Genomic DNA, 19,078 nt, shown 5'->3' with positions numbered 1-19,078 from the left:
AGTCCCCGCTTCTCAATCCGCCTATGTGAAACTTCAGTTGACGCCCAGCTCACGGTCGATGAAGTCGAAGATCTCGTCGTCGGAGGCCTCCGCCAGCACAGCGGCCCCGGCCCCGGCCTCGCCGCCACCGCCGCCGTCCGGGCCGCGCCGGCCGTCGGGCTCGAGACGCGACAGCAGCTCCCGGACCCGTGTCGCCACCTCACCCCGGCCGCCCTCCGCCGCGGGCAGCGCCACCGCCCGGCGTGCCACCCACTCCAGATCCGCCAGTACGGATGCCAGGGCGTCGTCCTCGGAGGGCGCCAGCGCCTGCGTCAGGAACCGGCCCAGCGCGGCGGGCGTCGGATGGTCGAAGACCAGCGACGACGGCAGGCTCAGCCCCGTGACACCGGCGAGCCGGTTGCGCAGCTCCACCCCGGTCAGCGAGTCGAAGCCCAGCTCCTTGAACGGCCGTTCGGTGGCCACCCCGTGCGCGTCCGTGTGCCCGAGCACCGCCGCGACGTGGCCCCGCACCAGGTCCACCACCTCGTCCTGACGCCGTACCGCGTCCAGCCCGGCCAGCCGCTCCCGAAGCGACGGCCCACCCGGAGCCACGGCCGCCCGCGCCGCCCGCCGCGCCACCCGCTCCGCACCGGGCAGCTCCGCGAACAGCGGCCGCACCGCCGCACCGGCCCCGGACCGGACCGCCGACATGTCGAGGGCGGCCCCCACGGCCAGCGGCTGCCGCCCCTCCAGCGCGGCGTCGAACAACGCCAGCGCCTCCTCCGTCCCCAGCGGCAGGATGCCCTCGCGTGCCATCCGAGCGTGGTCGGTGGGGGTGAGGTGTTGGGTGAGGGTGCTGGTTTGTTGCCAGAGGCCCCAGGCGAGGGAGGTGGCGGGGAGGGCTTGGGTGTGGCGGTGGTGGGCGAGTGCGTCGAGGAAGGTGTTGGCGGCGGCGTAGTTGGCTTGGCCGGGTGTTCCGGTGAGGCCGGTGAGGGAGCTGTAGGTGATGAAGTGGGTGAGGTTGTGGTTTTGGGTGAGGTGGTGGAGGTGCCAGGCGGTGTCGGTTTTGGGTTGGAGGGTGGTGGTGAGGTGGTGGGGGGTTTGGGTGGTGAGGGTGGCGTCGTGGGTGGTGCCGGCGGTGTGGATGACGGTGGTGAGGGGGTGGTTGGGGTTGATGGTGGTGAGGAGGTGGGCGAGTTGGGTGGGGTTGCTGGTGTCGCAGGCTTCGATGCGGGGGTGGGCGCCGTGTTGGGTGAGGTCGTGGAGGAGTTCCTGGGCGCCGGGGGCGTCGGGTCCTTGGCGGCTGGTGAGGAGGAGGTGGCGGATGCCGTGGTGGGTGGTGAGGTGGCGGGCGAGGAGGCTGCCGAGGGTGCCGGTACCGCCGGTGATCAGCACCGTCCCCTCCGGATCCAGCGAGCGCGGCAACGTCAGCAGCGCCTTGCCGGTGTGCCGGGCCTGACTCAGATGACGCAGCGCGTCCCGTGCGTGACTGACGTCCCACGCCGTCGACGGCAACGGCCGTAGCGCCCCCGACTCGAACAGACCGACCAGCTCCGTCAGCATGGCCTGCACCCGCTCCGGTGCCACCCGCATCAGGTCGTACGCCGTGTACGACACCTCGGGGAACCGTGACCGCACCTCCGCCTCGTCGCGGACGTCCGTCTTGCCCATCTCCAGGAAGCGACCGCCCGGCGCCAGCAGCCGCAGCGACGCGTCCACGAACTCCTGGGCCAGCGAGTTCAGTACGACATCGAAACCGCGCCCGCCGGTCAGCGCCCGATACCGCTCCTCGAACTCGAGGGTGCGGGACGAGGCGATCCTCTCCTCCGGCACCCCCAGCGACCGCAGCACCTCCCACTTCGCCGGACTCGCCGTGCCGTACACCTCCAGGCCCCAGTGCCGGGCCAGTTGCAGCGCGGCCATGCCCACGCCACCGGTCGCCGCATGCACCAGCAGCCGCTCGCCCCGGCGCACCTCCGCCAGGTCCCGCAGCCCGTAGTAGGCGGTCAGGAACACCACCGGAACGACCGCCGCCTGGTGGAACCCCCACCCCGCCGGCATCCGGGTCACCCAACGGTGGTCGGTGACCGCGACCGGACCGATCCCACCCGAGGGGAACAACCCCATCACCCGGTCCCCGGGAGCCACCGACGTGACATCGGACCCCGTCTCAAGCACCACACCGGCCGCCTCGCCACCGATGCGCGCGTCGTCACCCGGGTACATGCCCAGCCCGATCAGTACGTCCCGGAAGTTCAGACCGGCGGCCCGGACCGCCACCCGCACCTCCCCGGCCCCCAGCGGCGCGCCCGCCTCCGGCGCGGGCAGCAGCGCGACCCCGTCCAGCGAACCGGCGGTGTCCACGTCCAGCTTCCAGTGCTCCACCCCCTGCGGCGGCGTCAGCACATCCCCGGCCGACTCCGCCGGCACGATCCGCGGCACGTACAGCCCGTTGTCCCGTACCGCACCCTGGAACTCCTCGTCGGCACGCAGCGCCGCCACGACCGCCCGCACCGCGTCCAGCCGCCCGTCCAACGGCCCGTCGAGGTCTAGCAACCCGAACCGACCCGGGTGCTCCGAGTACGCGGTGCGCACCAGCCCCCAGACCGTGGACGCCGCCAGATCCCGGATCTCCGGGCCCGGCCGGGCGGCCACGGCACCCCACGTCACCACGACCAGCCTTGCCCCCTCCGAGCGTTCGTCGGCCAGCCAGTCCTGGGTGAGGGCGAGGGCGCGTTCCGCGTGGTGGCGGGCCTGTTCGGGCACCGATGCGCCGGCGTCGGCGTCAGCGTCCGCATCTCCGGTTCCGGTTCCGGTTCCGGCTTTGGTGTCGGCTCCGGTCAGGGTGGCCAGCACCCGCACGGGCGCGGGCGCACCCGCGGCCACCGCCTCCCACAGCGAGGCGAGATCCGTGTGCGCGGTGACACCGAGCGCATCCGCCAGACCCAGCGGGTCGGGCCCCAGGACGTAGGTTCCCGCCGGGACGGCGGCCGCTTCCGCCTCGGCCGCGGGGAGCGGGACGGGCTTCCAGCGCAGCAGATGCAGCGGAGTCCGTCGGACGCTGTTGCCGCCCGTGCGCGGTACGGCGAGAGCGTCGCGGCCGACCGCACGCGCGGTGACCTCTGCGACCGTCATCACCGGGGCGCCGGCCAGGTCCGTGACATCCAGGCGCATGCTGTCCGCCCCGACCGGCGTGAGCCGCACCCGCACCGACGTCGCGTCAGTCGCGTGCAGCCGCACTCCCGACCAGCTGAAGGGGAGCAGCAGCCGCTCATCCCCGGCCGGGCCCCGCTCGGCACGGACCGAGGCCCAGACGTGGAGGGCTGCGTCTAGGAGGGCGGGGTGGATGGTGTGGCCGGCGGTTCGGGTGTCGGGGGCGAGGGTGGTTTCGGTGTGGAGGGTGCCGGTGTGTGGGTCGTGCCAGGCGTGGGTGAGGTTCTGGAAGGTGGGGCCGTAGGTGTAGCCGTGGTCGGCGAGGGCTTCGTAGAAGCCTGTGAGGTTGAGAGGTGGGGCTGTCGGCGGCCAGGTCAGGGCTGTCGGATTCGTGGGTGTGGTGGTGAGGGTTGCGGTGGCGTGGCGGGTGAAGGGGGCGTCGGGGGTGGGGTGGCTGTGGATGGTGAGGGTGCGGTGGCCTTCGGCGTCTGGTGCGTTGACGGTGATTTGGAGGTGGGTGGTTGCCGTGGTGAGGGGGAGGGGTTGTTCCAGGGTGAGGTCTTGGATGGCCGGGGTGTTGGTGTGTTGGGCTGCGTGGACGGTGAGGTCGAGGAAGGCGGTGGCGGGGAGGAGGGGGGTGTCGGCGATGGTGTGGTCGGCGAGCCAGGGGTGGGTGGTCAGGGAGATGCGGCCGGTGAGGACTATGCGGTCGTCGGTGAGGTGGATGGTGGTGTCGAGCCAGGGGTGATCGGTGGTCTTGGCCGGCGCCGGGGGTGTGGGCAGCCAGTAGGACTGGCGCTGGAAGGCGTAAGTGGGCAGGTCAGGGGTGATGTGACTGGTGGGGTTGTAGGTGGTGGGGGTGTGGCCGGTGGTGTGTAGGTGGGCCAGGGCGCTTTCGAAGCTCTGGGCTTCGGGGGTGTTGGGTCGCAGTGTGGGGATGGCCTGTGCCGTTGCGGCGGTGAGGGTGGTGAGGGTGGTGTCGGGGCCGAGTTCGAGGTAGCGGGTGTGGCCGGTGGCGGTGAGGTGGGTGATGCCTTGGTGGTAGCGGACTGTGCCGCGGATGTGGCGTGCCCAGTAGTCCGGACCGAGTTCGTTTTGGGTGAGGGGTCGGCCGGTGAGGTTCGAGATGACGGGGGTGGTCGGTGGGTGGTGGGTGATGGTGCTGATGGCGTTGCGGAAGTCGTCGAGGATGCCGTCCATGTGGTGGGAGTGGAAGGCGTGGCTGGTTCGTAGCCGGGTGGTCTTGCTGAAGTGAGCGGCAACGGCGTTGATCGTGTTCGCATCACCCGAGATGACTGTGCTGTGGGGGCCGTTGACGGCGGCGATGTCCACGCTGGCGTCGAGCAGCGGGCGGACCTCGTCCTCGCCGGCGTTGATGGCGAGCATGGCGCCGTCATTCCGAGCCTGGCGCATGTGCTGGGCACGGGTGGCGATGAGGGTGACGGCGTCTGTGAGGGTGAGGACTCCGGCGAGGTGGGCGGCGGTGATTTCGCCGAGGGAGTGGCCGATCAGGGCGTCCGGGGTGATGCCGTGGTGGTCCAGTAGTCGGTGCAGGGCGACCTGGAGGGTGAACAGGGCGGGCTGGGCGTAGCGGGTGTCGTTGAGGTGGTGGCTGTGTTCCCCCCACATCACTTCCCGCAGCGGCAGTTCCAAGTGGGGGTCGAAGAGGTCGCACACGGTGTCGAAGGCGTCCGCGAAGACGGGCTCAGACCGGTACAGCTCCCGTCCCATGCCGGGGCGCTGGCTGCCCTGCCCGGTCAGCAGGAAGACCGTCTTGCCCTCCCGGGCCTGCCCGGTCACCACCTGCGGATGCGGGGCATCCTCCGCCAGCGCCGCCAGCCCAGCGACCCGGTCGGCACCCAGAATCACGGCCCGGTGGGCGAACCGTGTCCGGGCGGCCAGTGCCTGCCCAATGACCGCCGTATCCGCACCAGGCGCATCCTCCAGGTGTTCCAGCAGACGACGTGCCTGATCGCGCAGCGCCTGCTGCGTCTTCGCCGACAACTGCCACGGAATGTCGGGGAGGCGGACGTCGTCTTCGGGGCCCTGTGGAGTGGTGGCTTCTTCGAGGATGACGTGGGCGTTGGTGCCGCTGATGCCGAAGGAGGAGACGGCGGCGCGGCGGGGGCGGTCGTCTGTCGCTTCCCATGGGCGGGGTGTGTTGAGGAGTTGGACGGTGCCGTCGGACCAGTCGACATGCGTGGTGGGCCGCTCGGCGTGCAGGGTGCGCGGGAGTGTCCGCTCCCGCATGGCCATCACCATCTTGATGACCCCGGCGACCCCGGCGGTGGCCTGGGTGTGGCCGATGTTGGACTTGATCGAGCCGAGCCAGAGGGGCTGGTCGGGCGTGTGGTCCTGTCCGTAGGTGTTGAGGAGGGCCTGGGCCTCGATGGGGTCGCCGAGTGTGGTGCCGGTGCCGTGGGCTTCCACGGCGTCGATGTCGGTGGGGCTGAGCTGTGCGTTCTCCAGTGCCTGGCGGATCACGCGTTCCTGGGCGGGCCCGTTGGGTGCGGTGAGTCTGCTGCTGGCGCCGTCCTGGTTGGTGGCGGTGCCGCGGATGACGGCGAGGACGGGGTGGCCGTTGCGGCGGGCGTCGGAGAGGCGTTCGACGAGGAGGAGGCCGACGCCTTCCGCCCAGCCGGTGCCGTCGGCGTCGTCGGAGAAGGCTTTGCAGCGGCCGTCGGGGGACAGCCCGCGCTGCCGGCTGAACTCGACGAAGGTCCCCGGGGTGGCCATCACGGTCACGCCGCCCGTGAGGGCGAGGGAGCATTCGTTCCGGCGGAGCGAGTGCACGGCCAGGTGCAGGGCGACCAGTGACGAGGAGCAGGCGGTGTCCACCGAGACCGCCGGTCCTTCGAGACCGTAGGTGTACGCCAGTCGCCCTGATGCCACGCTGCCCAGACTCCCGGTGGCCAGGAACCCTTCGTACTCCTCGGGCGCGGGGCGCAGCCGGGAGGCGTAGTCGTTGTACATCACGCCAGCGAAGACGCCCGTGTCGCTGCCGCGCAGGCCGGTCGGGTCGATCCCGGCGCGTTCGAAGACCTCCCAGGCGGTCTCCAGGAGCAGCCGTTGCTGCGGGTCCAGGGCGAGTGCCTCGCGTGGGCTCATGCCGAAGAACTCGGGGTCGAAGTCGGCCGCGTCGTAGAGGAAGCCGCCTCGGCGGGTGGTCGACTTGCCGGTCGCGGTGGGGTCCGGGTCGTGGAGTTCGTCGACGTTCCAGTCGCGGTTGCTCGGGAACTCGCCGATGGCGTCGGCGCCTTCCGCGACCAACTGCCACAGTTCCTCGGGGGAGGTCACCCCGCCCGGGTATCGGCAGGCCATGCCGATGATCGCGATCGGCTCGTGCAGGCCTTCTTCGATCTCCGTCAGCCGGCGCCGGGCCTGGCGCAGATCGGCGGTCGCCCGCTTCAGGTAATCGCGGAGCTTGTCCTCGGTGTTCGACACGGAAGGTCACCCTTTGCTGCTGACGGTTCGGCGATCGGTGGGACGTGGCGGGGAGCGGGTCAGGACAGGCCGAGTTCCTGGTCGAGTACGTCGAAGAGCTCGTCGTCCGTCGCGGATTCGAGGCTGCCGTCGTCGGGGGAGGACGGGCGGGTGAGCGCCTGCCAGTTCTGAGCGATCCGTTGCAGACGCTGTGCGATCTCGGCGGCTTCGACGACCTCGGCGGCCTCGCCGGCGCCGTCCTGGGTGGCGTACCGCTTGAGGAGCGACTCCAGCCGGTCGATGGCCTCCAACGGGCCGGCCTCCGTCCGGGGAGTCGACGACGTGAGACGGCCGAGGAGATGGCGGGCCAGGGCGTTCGGTGTCGGGTGGTCGAAGACGACCGTGGTGCTCAGCCTCAGCCCCGTCACCGAGTTCAGGCTGTTGCGGAACTCGACCGCCGTCAGCGAGTCGAAGCCCAGGTCCAGCAGCCCCCGGTCGGCCTCGATCCGGGCCGGGGAGTCGTGGCCGAGCACCCGGGCCGCGTGCTCACGCACCAGGGCGAGCAGCAGGTGCTCGCGCTCGTCGGGAGCGGCGGCCGCGAACCGCCCGGCGAACGCTGCCGCGCCCTTGCCCGGACGCTCGGTGCCGGCTGCTCCGGCTCGACGGAGGGGACCGCGTACCAGGCCTCGCAGCGGTTCCGGGAGCGTGCCGTCAGCCGCACGGGCCTGTAGGGCGGAGGTGTCGAGACGGGCTGGCACCAGAAGCGGCGATTCGTGCGCCAGCGCGGCGTCGAACAGGGCCAGCGCTTCCTCCGGGGACATGGGGACGATCCCGGAACGGCGCAGTCGTGCGTGGTCGGTGGGGGTGAGGTGTTGGGTGAGGGTGCTGGTTTGTTGCCAGAGGCCCCAGGCGAGGGAGGTGGCGGGGAGGGCTTGGGTGTGGCGGTGGTGGGCGAGTGCGTCGAGGAAGGTGTTGGCGGCGGCGTAGTTGGCTTGGCCGGGTGTTCCTGTGAGGCCGGTGAGGGAGCTGTAGGTGATGAAGTGGGTGAGGTTGTGGTTTTGGGTGAGGTGGTGGAGGTGCCAGGCGGTGTCGGTTTTGGGTTGGAGGGTGGTGGTGAGGTGGTGGGGGGTTTGGGTGGTGAGGGTGGCGTCGTGGGTGGTGCCGGCGGTGTGGATGACGGTGGTGAGGGGGTGGTTGGGGTTGATGGTGGTGAGGAGGTGGGCGAGTTGGGTGGGGTTGCTGGTGTCGCAGGCTTCGATGCGGGGGTGGGCGCCGTGTTGGGTGAGGTCGTGGAGGAGTTCCTGGGCGCCGGGGGCGTCGGGTCCTTGGCGGCTGGTGAGGAGGAGGTGGCGGATGCCGTGGTGGGTGGTGAGGTGGCGGGCGAGGAGGCTGCCGAGGGTGCCGGTACCGCCGGTGATCAGCACCGTCCCCTCCGGATCGAGAGCACGGCTCGGGTTGCCGCCGCTCGCCGGTGCCGCCTTGGCAAGTGCCGCCTCGGCGTGAGTGAGGAACGGGACGTACAGCGTTCCCTTGCGTACGGCGAGTTGGCCGCGTCCTGACGCTACGGCGGCGGGGAGCACCCGGACGCCACCGGCCCCCGTGTCCGGCTCGCCGGGGTCCAGGTCCACCAGCGTGAACGAACCCTCGGTCTCGGCCTGCGCGGTGCGCAGCAGCCCCCAAACCGGTGAGGTCGCCAACGACCGGACACTTGGCTGCGGACCAGCCGCGACCGCGCCTCGCGTCACGACCACCAGCCGCGACTCGGCGAGCCGCTCGTCCGCCAGCCACTCCTGGACCACCGCGAGAGTGGCACACGAGATCTCGTGCGCCGCAGCGGGCAGTTCGCCTCTCGCCTCCGGGACGGGCCACACCACCACATCCGGGACTGTGCCGCCTGCGGCGACAAGCGCTCGCAGAGCGGAGAGATCCGGATGTACGGCCTCGATGCCCAACTCGGCGGCGACGCCTGCAGCATCGTCCCCGACCGCTGCCCAGTGCTCCGCCTTGATGTCGTGTGTGCCATCGGCGCCGCCGATCTCACGCCAATCGAGGACGTACAGCGAATCGCGGGCCGGGTTCGTAGCGGTCAGCTTTCCGAAGTCGACCTCCCGCAAGGCCAGTTCGCTGATCGACAGCACCGGTGCGCCTTGGGGGTCGGTTGCGGTGAGGGCGTAGGTGTCGGGGCCGGTGGGGGTGAGTTGGGTGTGGAGGTGGGTGGCGTCGGTGGCGTGGAGGGTGACGCCGCTGAAGGTGAAGGGGAGGCGTGGGGTGGTGGTGAGTTGGAGGAGGGGGTGGAGGGTGGCGTCGAGGAGGGCGGGGTGGATGGTGTGGCCGGTGCTGGGAGGGGTGGTCGTTTGTGTGTGGAGGGTGCCGGTGTGTGGGTCCTGCCAGGCGTGGGTGAGGTTCTGGAAGGTGGGGCCGTAGGTGTAGCCGTGGTCGGCGAGGTGTTCGTAAAAGGTGGTGAGGTTGAGAGGTGGGGAGGTCGGGGGCCAGGTCAGGGCGGTTGGGGTGGTGCGTGTGGTCGTGAGGGTTGCGGTGGCGTGGCGGGTGAAGGGCGCGTGGGGGGCGGCTTGGGTGTGGATGGTGAGGGCACGGTGGCCATCGGGCGTGGGCGCGTCGATGGTGACCTGTATGTGGGTGGTTGCCGTGGTGAGGGGGAGGGGTTGTTCGAGGGTGAGGTCTTGGATGGTCGGGGTGTCGGTGTGGTGGGCGGCGTGGAGGGCGAGGTCCAGGAAGGCCGTTGCCGGGAGGAGGGGGGTGTCGGTGATGGTGTGGTCGGCGAGCCAGGGGTGGGTGGTCAGGGAGATGCGGCCGGTGAGGACTGTTCGGTCGTCGGTGAGGTGGAGGGCTGTGTCGAGCCAGGGGTGATCGGTGGTCTTGGCCGGCGCCGGGGGTGTGGGCAGCCAGTAGGACTGGCGCTGGAAGGCGTAAGTGGGCAGGTCAGGGGTGATGTGACCGGTGGGGTTGTAGGTAGCGGGCGTTTGACCGGTGACGTGCAGGTGGGCCAGGGCCGTGGCGAGGCTTTCCGATTCCGGGGTGTTCGGCCGCAGTGTGGGGATGGCCTGTGCCGTTGCGGCGGTGAGGGTGGTGAGGGTGGTGTCGGGGCCGAGTTCGAGGTAGCGGGTGTGGCCGGTGGCGGTGAGGTGGGTGATGCCTTGGTGGTAGCGGACTGTGCCGCGGATGTGGCGTGCCCAGTAGTCCGGACCGAGTTCGTTTTGGGTGAGGGGTCGGCCGGTGAGGTTCGAGATGACGGGGGTGGTCGGTGGGTGGTGGGTGATGGTGCTGATGGCGTTGCGGAAGTCGTCGAGGATGCCGTCCATGTGGTGGGAGTGGAAGGCGTGGCTGGTTCGTAGCCGGGTGGTCTTGCTGAAGTGAGCGGCGATGGTGTTGATCGCCTCGGTGTCGCCGGAGATGACTGTGCTGTGGGGGCCGTTGACGGCGGCGATGTCCACGCTGGCGTCGAGCAGCGGGCGGACCTCGTCCTCGCCGGCGTTGATGGCGAGCATGGCGCCGTCATTCCGAGCCTGGTGCATGTGCTGGGCACGGGTGGCGATGAGGGTGACGGCGTCTGTGAGGGTGAGGACTCCGGCGAGGTGGGCGGCGGTGATTTCGCCGAGGGAGTGGCCGATCAGGGCGTCCGGGGTGATGCCGTGGTGGTCCAGTAGGCGGTGCAGGGCGACCTGGAGGGTGAACAGGGCGGGCTGGGCGTAGCGGGTGTCGTTGAGGTGGTGGCTGTGTTCCCCCCACATCACTTCCCGCAGCGGCAGTTCCAAGTGGGGGTCGAAGAGGTCGCACACGGTGTCGAAGGCGTCCGCGAAGACGGGCTCAGACCGGTACAGCTCCCGTCCCATGCCAGGGCGCTGGCTGCCCTGCCCGGTCAGCAGGAAGACCGTCTTCCCCTCCCGGGCCTGCCCGGTCACCACCTGCGGATGCGGGGCATCCTCCGCCAGCGCCGCCAGCCCAGCGACCCGGTCGGCACCCAGAATCACGGCCCGGTGGGCGAACCGTGTCCGGGCGGCCAGTGCCTGCCCAATGACCGCCGTATCCGCACCAGGCGCATCCTTCAGGTGTTCCAGCAGACGACGTGCCTGATCGCGCAGCGCCTGCTGCGTCTTCGCCGACAACTGCCACGGCACATCGGGCAGTTCGCCGTCCCCCTCAACGCCTTCCAAGACCGGCGCTTCCTCCAGGATCACATGCGCGTTCGTCCCACTGATCCCGAACGAGGACACTCCCGCCCGCCGAGGCCGGCCCTCCACGGTCCCCCACTCGCGGGCCTCGTCCAGCAGCTGAACGGTGCCGTCGGACCAGTCGACATGCGTGGTGGGCCGTTCCGCGTGCAGGGTGCGCGGCAGCGTCCGCTCCCGCATGGCCATCACCATCTTGATGACCCCGGCGACGCCTGCCGCCGCCTGGCTGTGCCCGATGTTCGACTTGATCGACCCCAGCCACAGCGGCTGCCCGCCCTCGCGAGCACGCCCGTACGTGTTCAGCAGGGCCTGCGCCTCGATCGGATCCCCCAGCTTGGTCCCCGTCCCGTGCGCCTCGACGGCGTCCACCTGGTCCGCCGACAGGCGGGCGTTCTCCAGTGCCTGGCGGATGACGCGTTCCTGCGCGGGTCCGCTGGGCGCGGTCAGGCCGTTGCTGGCGCCGTCCTGGTTGGTGGCGGTGCCGCGGATGACGGCCAGGACGGGGTGGCCGTTGCGGCGGGCGTCGGAGAGGCGTTCGACGAGGAGGAGGCCGACGCCTTCCGCCCAGCCGGTGCCGTCGGCGTCGTCGGAGAAGGCTTTGCAGCGGCCGTCGGGGGACAGCCCCCGCTGCCGGCTGAACTCCGTGAACATTCCAGGACTTGCCATCACTGCGGCCCCGCCCGCGAGGGCGAGGGAGCACTCGCCCTGGCGTAGCGACTGCACGGCCAGGTGCAGGGCGACCAGCGACGACGAGCAGGCGGTGTCCACCGTGATCGCCGGGCCCTCAAGCCCGTACGTGTAGGCGATGCGCCCCGAGGCGACGCTGCTGAACTGGCCGGTGAGCAGGTGGCCGGCCACGTCTTCGGGTGCCTCGGTGAGCCGTGGGCCGTATTCCAGCCCGTACGTTCCCGTGAAGACCCCGGTGCTGCTGCCCCGGAGGGCGGTGGGGTCGATTCCGGCGCGTTCGAACGCCTCCCAGGATGTCTCCAGGAGGAGCCGCTGCTGCGGGTCCATCGCGGTGGCTTCGCGGGGGCTGATGCCGAAGAACTCGGGGTCGAAGTCGGCGGCGTCGTAGAGGAAACCGCCCCGGCGGGTGGTCGACTTGCCGGTCGCCGTCGGGTCGGGGTCGTACAGGGCGTCGACGTCCCAGCCCCGGTCGGTCGGGAACTCGCCGATGGCGTCGGTGCCTTCGGCGACCAGTCGCCACAGCTCCTCCGGTGTGCTCACCCCGCCCGGATAGCGGCAGGCCATCCCGATGATCGCGATCGGCTCGCCGGGGGACGCGGCGGTCGGCCGGATGTCATGGGTGCCTGCGTCCGTCGGCTCGTCGTACATCAGCGCGTGCAGATGTGCCGCGAGGGCCATCGGGCTGGGGTGGTCGAAGGCGACCGCGACCGGGAGCCGTACGCCGAGCAGCCGGGTGAGCCGGTTGCGCAGTTCGACCGCGCCGGCCGACTCCAGGCCCAGGGCGTGGAAGGTGTGTCCGGCGGCGGCCTCCTCGCGGTCGGGTCCGTGGGTGTCATGGGTGCCGTAGGTGTTGTCATCGTCCGCGGGCCGTTCCGTCCCCCAGAGGACCGCCGACGTCTGTTCCCGTACGACGCGCAGGAGCAGCTCGTGCCGGGTCTCGTCCCGCGCGGCGTCCAGCTCGCGGCGCAGGGGGAGCTGCTGCCGGGAGGCCGCCTCGGCCCGGTCGGCGGCCTCGTCCTGCGGGCCGTATGCGGGCAGGTCGAGCCGTACGGGGTCGTCGGTGGCTGCGGCGGGTGACACGCGGGCGAGGTCGACCGGCAGGCCGTGTACGTACAGGGCGGCGAGCGAGGCCGCGAGTTCGGTGCGGGCGTCCCGGCCCCGGGTGAGGGAGCCGGTCACCAGGGTCGGGCCGGTCGCGTGGGTGTCCTGCTCGCGGTCCAGGACGTCCTGGACCGCCGGTGTGAGCACCGGGTGCGGGCCGGCCTCCAGGAAGACGTGGAAGCCGTCCGCGACCAGTGCGCGTACCGCCGCTTCGAAGCGGACGGGGTCGCGCAGCTGGTGGGCCCAGTAGGGGCCGTCGAGTTGCTCGGTGGGCAGGCGGGTGCCGCGGGCCGCCGAGTAGAAGGGGATGGCCGCGGGCTTCGGGCGTATCGTGCCCACGTCCCGCAGCAGCCGTTCCATGATCGCTTCGACCTGGTGGACGTGCACGGGGAAGTCGGCGGCGACACGGCGGGCGCGGACTCCGTCGGCGGCCAGTGCCTCCAGCAGTTCTTCGAGCGCGTCGCGGTCTCCGGAGACGGTCACCGAGCCGGGGCCGTTGACGGCGGCGACGTCCAGTCGGTCGCCCCAGGCTTCCAGCCGTACGCGCGCCTCCTCCTCGGGCAGCAGGACGGCGGCGATACCCCAGGCGCCGGAGCGGTCCTCGGTCAGGGCGCTGCCCCAGACCGCCGCCACCCGCAGCGCGTCCGGCAGGGAGAGCGCGCCGCAGGCGTACGCGGCGGCCATCTCGCCGATGCTGTGCCCGACCACCGCGGCCGGCGTCACACCCCGTGAGCGCCAGACCTCCGTCAGGGAGATCATCACGGCGACGAGCGCGGGCATCACCACGGCCGCCGTCTCCAGGGGCGGAGCCCCGTCCGCGCCCCGCAGCACGTCCGTCAGCGACCAGTCCACCAGCGGCGCCAGCGCGTCGGCGCAGCGGTCGATGTTCTCGCGGAACACCGGGTCGTCGAGGAGACAGGCGGCCATGTCCGGCCAGTGCGCGCCGAAGCCCGGGTAGACGAACACCGCCTCCGCGGGGCCGCCCGTGCCCGCCGGTCCCTCCGGCCGGTGCGTTTCGTCCGTCCGGTCTGTCCCGGCCGTGTTCACCGCGTGTCCCTGGAACAGTCCCTCGGCCGTGTCGCCCGCGGCGAGGGCGCGCAGGCCCGCCAGCAGTGTCTCGCGGTCCCGGCCCAGTACCGCCGCCCGGTGCGCGTGGCCCCGGTCGGCGGCCGCCAGGGCGGCGGCGGCCTGGGCCGGGGACAGCGCGGGGAGGGCGTCGAGTGAATCGGCCGCCGCTGCCGCGCGCGCCCGCAGTGAGGCCGGTCCGGGTGCCGAGACCGGCCACAGCACGACCGGGTTGGACACAGCGTTCATCGTCTACCGTCTCCGAGACTTGGTGGTGAGGGAGTTCCGGGCGGGCAGGGGGAGGGCGGTCAGGCGGCCGGTGACCGGACGGTGAGTTCGTAGATGTCCCACAGGCTCGTCGCCTCCAGCACCTGGGGCATCGGGACCCGCTGTCCGGTCTGCCGTTCGAGGGCGGTCAGCAAGGTCAGAAGGTGCAGCGAGTCCCACTCGGGCAGCTGGTCGAAGGAGTGGCGCACGGCGTCCGGGGTCAGCCGGAGACCGATCTCGTCGTGGACGAGTGCGAGGAAGTCGTCGATCGTCTTCATGGCGTGTGCTGCCCTCCCAGGCTCCGCGTCAACTGGATGTGCTCCGGTGGCCCGGCGATCTCCGCCAGGTCGTGCTGGAACGTCGATACGGCGGTGTCGGCCGTATCGGCCGTATCGGCCGTATCGGCCGTATCGGCCGTGTCGGCGGTGTCCGCTCTGGTGGCGTCGCCTTCGAGCGGGCGGAAGCCGTTGCCCACGTAGAAGTCGCCGACCTTGCCGTTCTTGGCGGACGGCCGGTAGTAGGCGCGCACCGACCGCATGCCCTGCCGGCGGGCGTGGCCGAGCAGGGCGGACAGGCAGGCCTGCTCGATGCCCCGGGCCAGCACCCGGCAGCTGAGCAGGAAGTTGTCGATGTGCAGGATGTCGTCGTCCCGGTGCGCGAGGATCGCGCCGACCACGCCGTTGTCGCCGAAGCGGTCGGCGGAGCGGATGGTGAGGACGAGTGCGTCGGGGTCCTCCGCCAGCCGGGTCACATCGGCCGGCTGGAGGCGGCGGGTGGTGAGGTTGAACTGGTTGGTGCGCAGCGTCAGCTGGGAGACACGGGCGATCTCGCTGTCGGAGGCCTCGGCCAGCCGGACCCGGATGTCCAGCTCCCGCAGATAGTCCGTCAGCGACTCGAAGCCGTGCAGGAAGTCCTTGCGGCTCAGTTCCTCGCGGTAGCGTTCGGGCCGCTCGAGGTCGTCGGCGGTGATGCTGCGTACGTCGAACCAGCCGTCGCGCAGCAGCTTCTCGGTGTGCAGGGCCGGGTCGTCGTCCAGCCGGATCACGGCGACGTCGGGCAGCTCGCGGGTGACGAGCCCGCATTCGTAGGGGCTGTCGTCGGCAAAGACGAAACTGTCCACGCCGATGCCGAGGTCGTCGGCGAGTTCCCGCAGGTTGTCGTGCTTGGGGCGCCAGTTGGCGATGACGCGTACGAAGTCGTCCTCGCGCAGCGTCATCTCGGCGTGCTCGCGCAGCACCCGCCGTACCGGATCGAGGTCGTTCTTGCTCACCGCGGCCAGCAGCACTCCTTGGGAGGCGATCTGCCGGGCGGTGCGCTGCAGGGTGCGGAACGCCTCGCCGCGGTAGGTGCCGGCGACCTCGATGCCCTCGGGGCCGTCGTCGCCGAGGACCCCGCCCCAGACGGTGTTGTCCAGGTCAAGGACCAGGCACTTCTTCGCCCGCCCGGTCGCTGCGCGCAACAGGTGGGCCACCTCGCGGGCGTACTCGGCCAGCAGCTGCGGCGTGAACTGGGTCTTGGTGTACGTACCGAGCCGCGCGTCCCGCAGCGGCAGTTCGCCGCCGAGCAGCGGGTCGATGTCGACGACGACCAGCTCGGGGTGGTCGTCCATCAGCCGCAGCAGGCGGGCGTTCGCCTCCCGCCACACCGCGCCGAGGCGGGCCCGTGCGCTCAGGACGACCTGCTGGGCCGCGTGCAGTCGCGGGAGGGGGAGGGTGTTGAGGATCAGGGTGCCCCGGCCGGCGGCGGCGAAGGAGGAGGCCAGCCGGTCGAGCAGGGCCAGCTTCTCGTCGAGGACGCGCGCCACGTCCTCCGGCTGCCACACCGGCGGGACCTCGTCGAACACCACCGACGCGTCCAGCAGGCAGACCACGGCGTCGGGCCGGGCGGCGTACAGGTCGCTGTCCGGCGACGCGAGGCCGGCGACGTAGCCGTCGAAGTCGCCGACGTGGGGCCGCAGCAGCATGCCGTGCCGGGCCAGTTCGGCGGTGAGCGGGCCGGTCAGCCCGGACACCGTGCTGTGCCCGGTGATCGCCACCGACACCACCGGGGTGTCCGGGTGCTCCGCGAGCACCGCGTCGGCCCCGATCCGGGCCAGGAGGTTGCCGGCGCGGCGCAGTTCGTCGGGGTCCCCGGAGTCGCCGAGCGCGCCGACGAGCCGGCGTACGCGCGGGTACTCCGCGGCCACGCGGCCCCGCTCGTGCAGGGACCACAGTGTGTCCTCTGTTGTGTCACCCATCCCAAGCCTCTTCCGGTACGTGGGCACGACCTGGGGCATCGTCAGCAGGTTTTCTAAAGCGCCGCTTACCGCGGTCTAGGAGCAGGGCCGCGCGGCCGGCCGGCCGCGCCGTGCCGAGCTGAGCCGGGCGGGGGCCATGGGGGCGCCCCCGCACGGGCTCGTCCGTCCGTTCGTCCGTCTGTTCGTTCGTGGAGGCAGGGCCTAGGGGGTGTCTCGTCGATCAGGCCGGATCAGGGAGCGGCGCCTGGTGCCGTGCATCGCAAGGCGGAGGAGGGAGCCGATGCGGCGCATCGGGGACCGACGACAACGCGGCGAGGCACGGTGCCAGGCGCCGCGAGCCCGGCATGATCGGCGGACGCCCCCTAGGCGCGGCCCGGGGCCGCCACGTCGTGCAGGCGCGGTGCCGGCGCGCTTCCGCCGGACAGGATCGCCCGGTGGACCTGGCGCAGCTGGCGGCCGGGGCCCAGGCCGAGTTCCCGGCTCAGGGTCGTCGCCGCCTGCTCGTAGACCCGCAGGGCCTCGGCTCGCCGTTCCGACGCGTCCAGGGCGCGCATCAGCTGGCCGTAGAACACCTCGTGGAACGGGTGTTCCGACACCAGGGTGGACAGCAGGCCGATCAGGGAGCGGTGCCGGCCCAGTTCGAGGCTCACCTCGACGTAGTCCTCCAGGCAGTGCAGCCGGTGCGTCTTCACCCAGGCGGCGAAGTCGCCGATCAGCGGGCCGTTCTGCCGGGGGCAGGGCAGGGGGCCGCGCCACAGTCCGACCGCCTGGGCGAACGCGTGGGCGCTGTCCTCCAGGTCGCCCCTGTCGCGGGCCGCCCGGGCCTGCCGGGTGAGTTTCTCCAGCTGCCCCCAGTCCGTGTCCTCCGGCCCCGCCACCAGCATGTAGCCGGGGCGCTCGGTGACGATGGGCGACGCGTCCGGCGCGCCCATCGCCAGGAGTTTGCGCAGCTGGGACACGTACACGTGCAGGGCCGCGGCCGCCCGGCGCGGTGGGGTCCCCTCCCAGATCTCGGTGATCAGCGCCTCCTTGGAGACGACGGTGTTCGCGCGGACCACCAGCGCCACCAGGAGTGTTGCCATCTTGGGCGCGTTGACGGTCAGGACGGTGGATCCGGCCGTGATGCGCAGCGGCCCGAGTACCTCGTACTTCATGACGGCACCTCGTCCCTCATTGCGGCTCGCCGCCGCTCAGGCCGTGTACTGGGCGTTCCAGCCGGCGGCCACGTCGAGCGAGACGCCGCTGATGTGACGGGCCGCGTCGGACGCCAGGAACAGGGCGGCGTCGGCGGCTTCGGACGGCTCGATGTAGGGGACGCGCATCGGCATGAGGTTCGTCCATGTCTCGGCGGCGGCACCCGGCGTCGGGTCGTCGGGGCTGAACTGCCGGTAGTTCAGCTCGTTGTTGATCATCGCGGTGTTGGTGAAACTGGGCGAGATCGCGTTCACGGTGATGTTGTGCGGGCCGAGTTCCAGAGCGGCGGACTTGAGCAGTCCGAGCACACCCCACTTGGCGGCCGTGTAGTGCGCCATGTTCGCCGAACCGACGCGGGAGGCGACCGACCCGGTCACCAGGATGCGCCCGGACTTCTGCGGCACCATGACCCGGGCCGCGGCACGGAACGTGTGGAAGACACCGCTGAGATCGGTGTCGATCATGTCGCGCCAGGTCTCGTCGGTCATGTCCAGTAACGAGGACGTGCTCCACAGGCCCGCGTTGGCACAGACGACGTCCAGGCGCCCGAACTCCTCCACCGCCGTGCCGACCACCGCGTCGACCTCGGCGGAGACCCGCACGTCGGCCGGGCGGACGACACATTTCGCACCCAGCTCCTCGACCGCCTGCCGGGTTTCCTCGAGGTCCTTCGACGTGCCCATCGGAATCGGCACGGAATCGATCTGGGCCGCGATGTCGGAGAGGACGACATGTGCCCCTTCGGCGGCGAATGCAAGAGCGTAGGCACGGCCGATTCCACGGGCTGCGCCCGTTATCGCCACGACCTTTCCGGTAAACCTGGCCACGCTTGTTTCCCTTCGCGCGAGGACGTTTCGCTCGAGGCTAGGCGGTGGCGTTCAAGGCCCATACAAGGCTCGGCTTAGGCGGTGCCGACGTCGCTGGACAGGGCCGACCGGGGTTCGTCAGGATCTCCACCAGTGTCGGAGTGCCGGCCGAACTCGCGGAAGAAGGGTAGTCCTGTGATTCCTGACAGCCATCGTGACCTGCTGGAGCGGCCGCTGTTCGCGCATTTCGCCACGGTTCGGCCGGACGGTTCACCGCAGGTGAACCCTACGTGGTTCGAATGGGACGGAAACCATCTGTGGTTCACCAATTCCACGTTGCGCCGCAAGTACCTGAACATTCAGGAGAACCCGGCGGTGGCCATTTCCGTTCTCGACCCGGACCAACCGTATCGGTACCTGGAGATCCGCGGGCAGGTGGATCTCGTCGAGCCGGACCCGGAGGCGTCGACGTTCCTGCGGCTGGCCGAGCGCTATGGCGTGAAGGACGCGTCGGTGCCGCCCGACGCCCCGTCGCGGGTCGTGTACCGGATGACGCCGAGGCGCGTCACTTTTCAGTGATCGGCCGGTCGCTCAGGATCAGATCGAGCAGGCCGGGGAACTGCTCGTCGAACTCCGCCCGGCGCAGACGGTTGAGCCTGCGGGGACCTTCGTCGTGCTGGAGGATCAGGCCGGCCTGGCGGAGGACGGCGAAGTGGTGACTCAGGCCCGACTTGCGCACCGGCAGATCGAAGGTGCCGCACGCGAGCTCGGTCGGCTCCGCGGCCGCGAGCTGGCGGAGCAGTGACAGCCGTACCGGATCGGACACGGCCTGCAGCACGGTCAACAGGGGCACGTCGCGCGGATCGCGATGGGTCAGCGTCGCCGCTCGAGCAGTGACTTTCCCACTCGACTTGCGCGAAGCAGTGTTTGAGTTGGATCGTACACTCGTAGAGCCTGTTTGATTCATGTCGTACACC

8 protein-coding genes are annotated in these 19,078 nt (G+C 71.1%); 1 reads left to right on the top strand and 7 read right to left on the bottom strand.

The features are described 5' to 3' along the window. Window positions 1–33 precede the first annotated feature (33 nt). From ACSU6L_RS09775 to ACSU6L_RS09750, 6 genes are all read right to left on the bottom strand, one after another. A complete protein-coding gene (locus ACSU6L_RS09775) occupies window positions 34–6,576 on the bottom strand; it encodes a beta-ketoacyl synthase N-terminal-like domain-containing protein (RefSeq protein WP_437055559.1) in 6,543 nt (2,180 codons plus the stop codon). A 59-nt stretch (window positions 6,577–6,635) separates the two neighbouring features. Further along, window positions 6,636–13,847 carry an acyltransferase domain-containing protein gene (locus ACSU6L_RS09770; RefSeq protein ID WP_437055557.1) on the bottom strand — a complete coding sequence of 2,404 codons (7,212 nt, stop codon included), beginning with the start codon at window positions 13,845–13,847 and terminating at the stop codon, window positions 6,636–6,638. Between the two features lie 59 nt (window positions 13,848–13,906). Beyond that, window positions 13,907–14,143 carry a phosphopantetheine-binding protein gene (locus ACSU6L_RS09765; RefSeq protein WP_073939457.1) on the bottom strand — a complete coding sequence of 79 codons (237 nt, stop codon included), beginning with the start codon at window positions 14,141–14,143 and terminating at the stop codon, window positions 13,907–13,909. Next, on the bottom strand, window positions 14,140–16,101 hold the full coding sequence (locus ACSU6L_RS09760; protein ID WP_437055554.1) for an HAD-IIIC family phosphatase: 1,962 nt from the start codon (window positions 16,099–16,101) through the stop codon (window positions 14,140–14,142). Before ACSU6L_RS09760 ends, ACSU6L_RS09765 begins: the two co-directional genes overlap by 4 nt. 362 nt (window positions 16,102–16,463) lie before the next feature. Continuing rightward, window positions 16,464–17,255 (bottom strand): AfsR/SARP family transcriptional regulator, encoded by a 792-nt coding sequence (locus tag ACSU6L_RS09755; RefSeq protein ID WP_437055552.1) that lies wholly within the window; start codon window positions 17,253–17,255, stop codon window positions 16,464–16,466. 36 nt (window positions 17,256–17,291) lie between these two features. After that, window positions 17,292–18,122, bottom strand: coding sequence for a mycofactocin-coupled SDR family oxidoreductase (locus tag ACSU6L_RS09750; protein WP_437055550.1), 831 nt, complete (start codon window positions 18,120–18,122; stop codon window positions 17,292–17,294). A 174-nt stretch (window positions 18,123–18,296) separates the two neighbouring features. Between ACSU6L_RS09750 and ACSU6L_RS09745 the strand changes: the two genes are divergently transcribed. Then, window positions 18,297–18,680, top strand: coding sequence for a PPOX class F420-dependent oxidoreductase (locus tag ACSU6L_RS09745; RefSeq protein WP_073939453.1), 384 nt, complete (start codon window positions 18,297–18,299; stop codon window positions 18,678–18,680). Here the strand turns inward: ACSU6L_RS09745 and ACSU6L_RS09740 are convergent. Beyond that, complete coding sequence (locus tag ACSU6L_RS09740) at window positions 18,667–19,068, bottom strand: ArsR/SmtB family transcription factor (protein ID WP_437055548.1); 402 nt, start codon at window positions 19,066–19,068, stop codon at window positions 18,667–18,669. The genes ACSU6L_RS09745 and ACSU6L_RS09740 overlap by 14 nt on opposite strands. Between the last annotated feature and the right edge of the window lie 10 nt (window positions 19,069–19,078).

It is taken from the genome of Streptomyces sp. enrichment culture, assembly GCF_964272855.1.
In the GTDB taxonomy this organism is placed as follows: Bacteria; Actinomycetota; Actinomycetes; order Streptomycetales; family Streptomycetaceae; genus Streptomyces.
This window is presented reverse-complemented; position numbering and strand designations above follow the sequence as displayed.

Excerpts from the sequence above, each read along its gene's own strand:
- ACSU6L_RS09755 (WP_437055552.1), bottom strand. The coding sequence starts at position 17,255 with ATGAAGTACGAGGTACTCGGGCCGCTGCGCATCACGGCCGGATCCACC.
- ACSU6L_RS09740 (WP_437055548.1), bottom strand. The coding sequence starts at position 19,068 with ATGAATCAAACAGGCTCTACGAGTGTACGATCCAACTCAAACACTGCT.
- ACSU6L_RS09765 (WP_073939457.1), bottom strand. The coding sequence starts at position 14,143 with ATGAAGACGATCGACGACTTCCTCGCACTCGTCCACGACGAGATCGGT.
- ACSU6L_RS09760 (WP_437055554.1), bottom strand. The coding sequence starts at position 16,101 with ATGGGTGACACAACAGAGGACACACTGTGGTCCCTGCACGAGCGGGGC.
- ACSU6L_RS09770 (WP_437055557.1), bottom strand. The coding sequence starts at position 13,847 with ATGAACGCTGTGTCCAACCCGGTCGTGCTGTGGCCGGTCTCGGCACCC.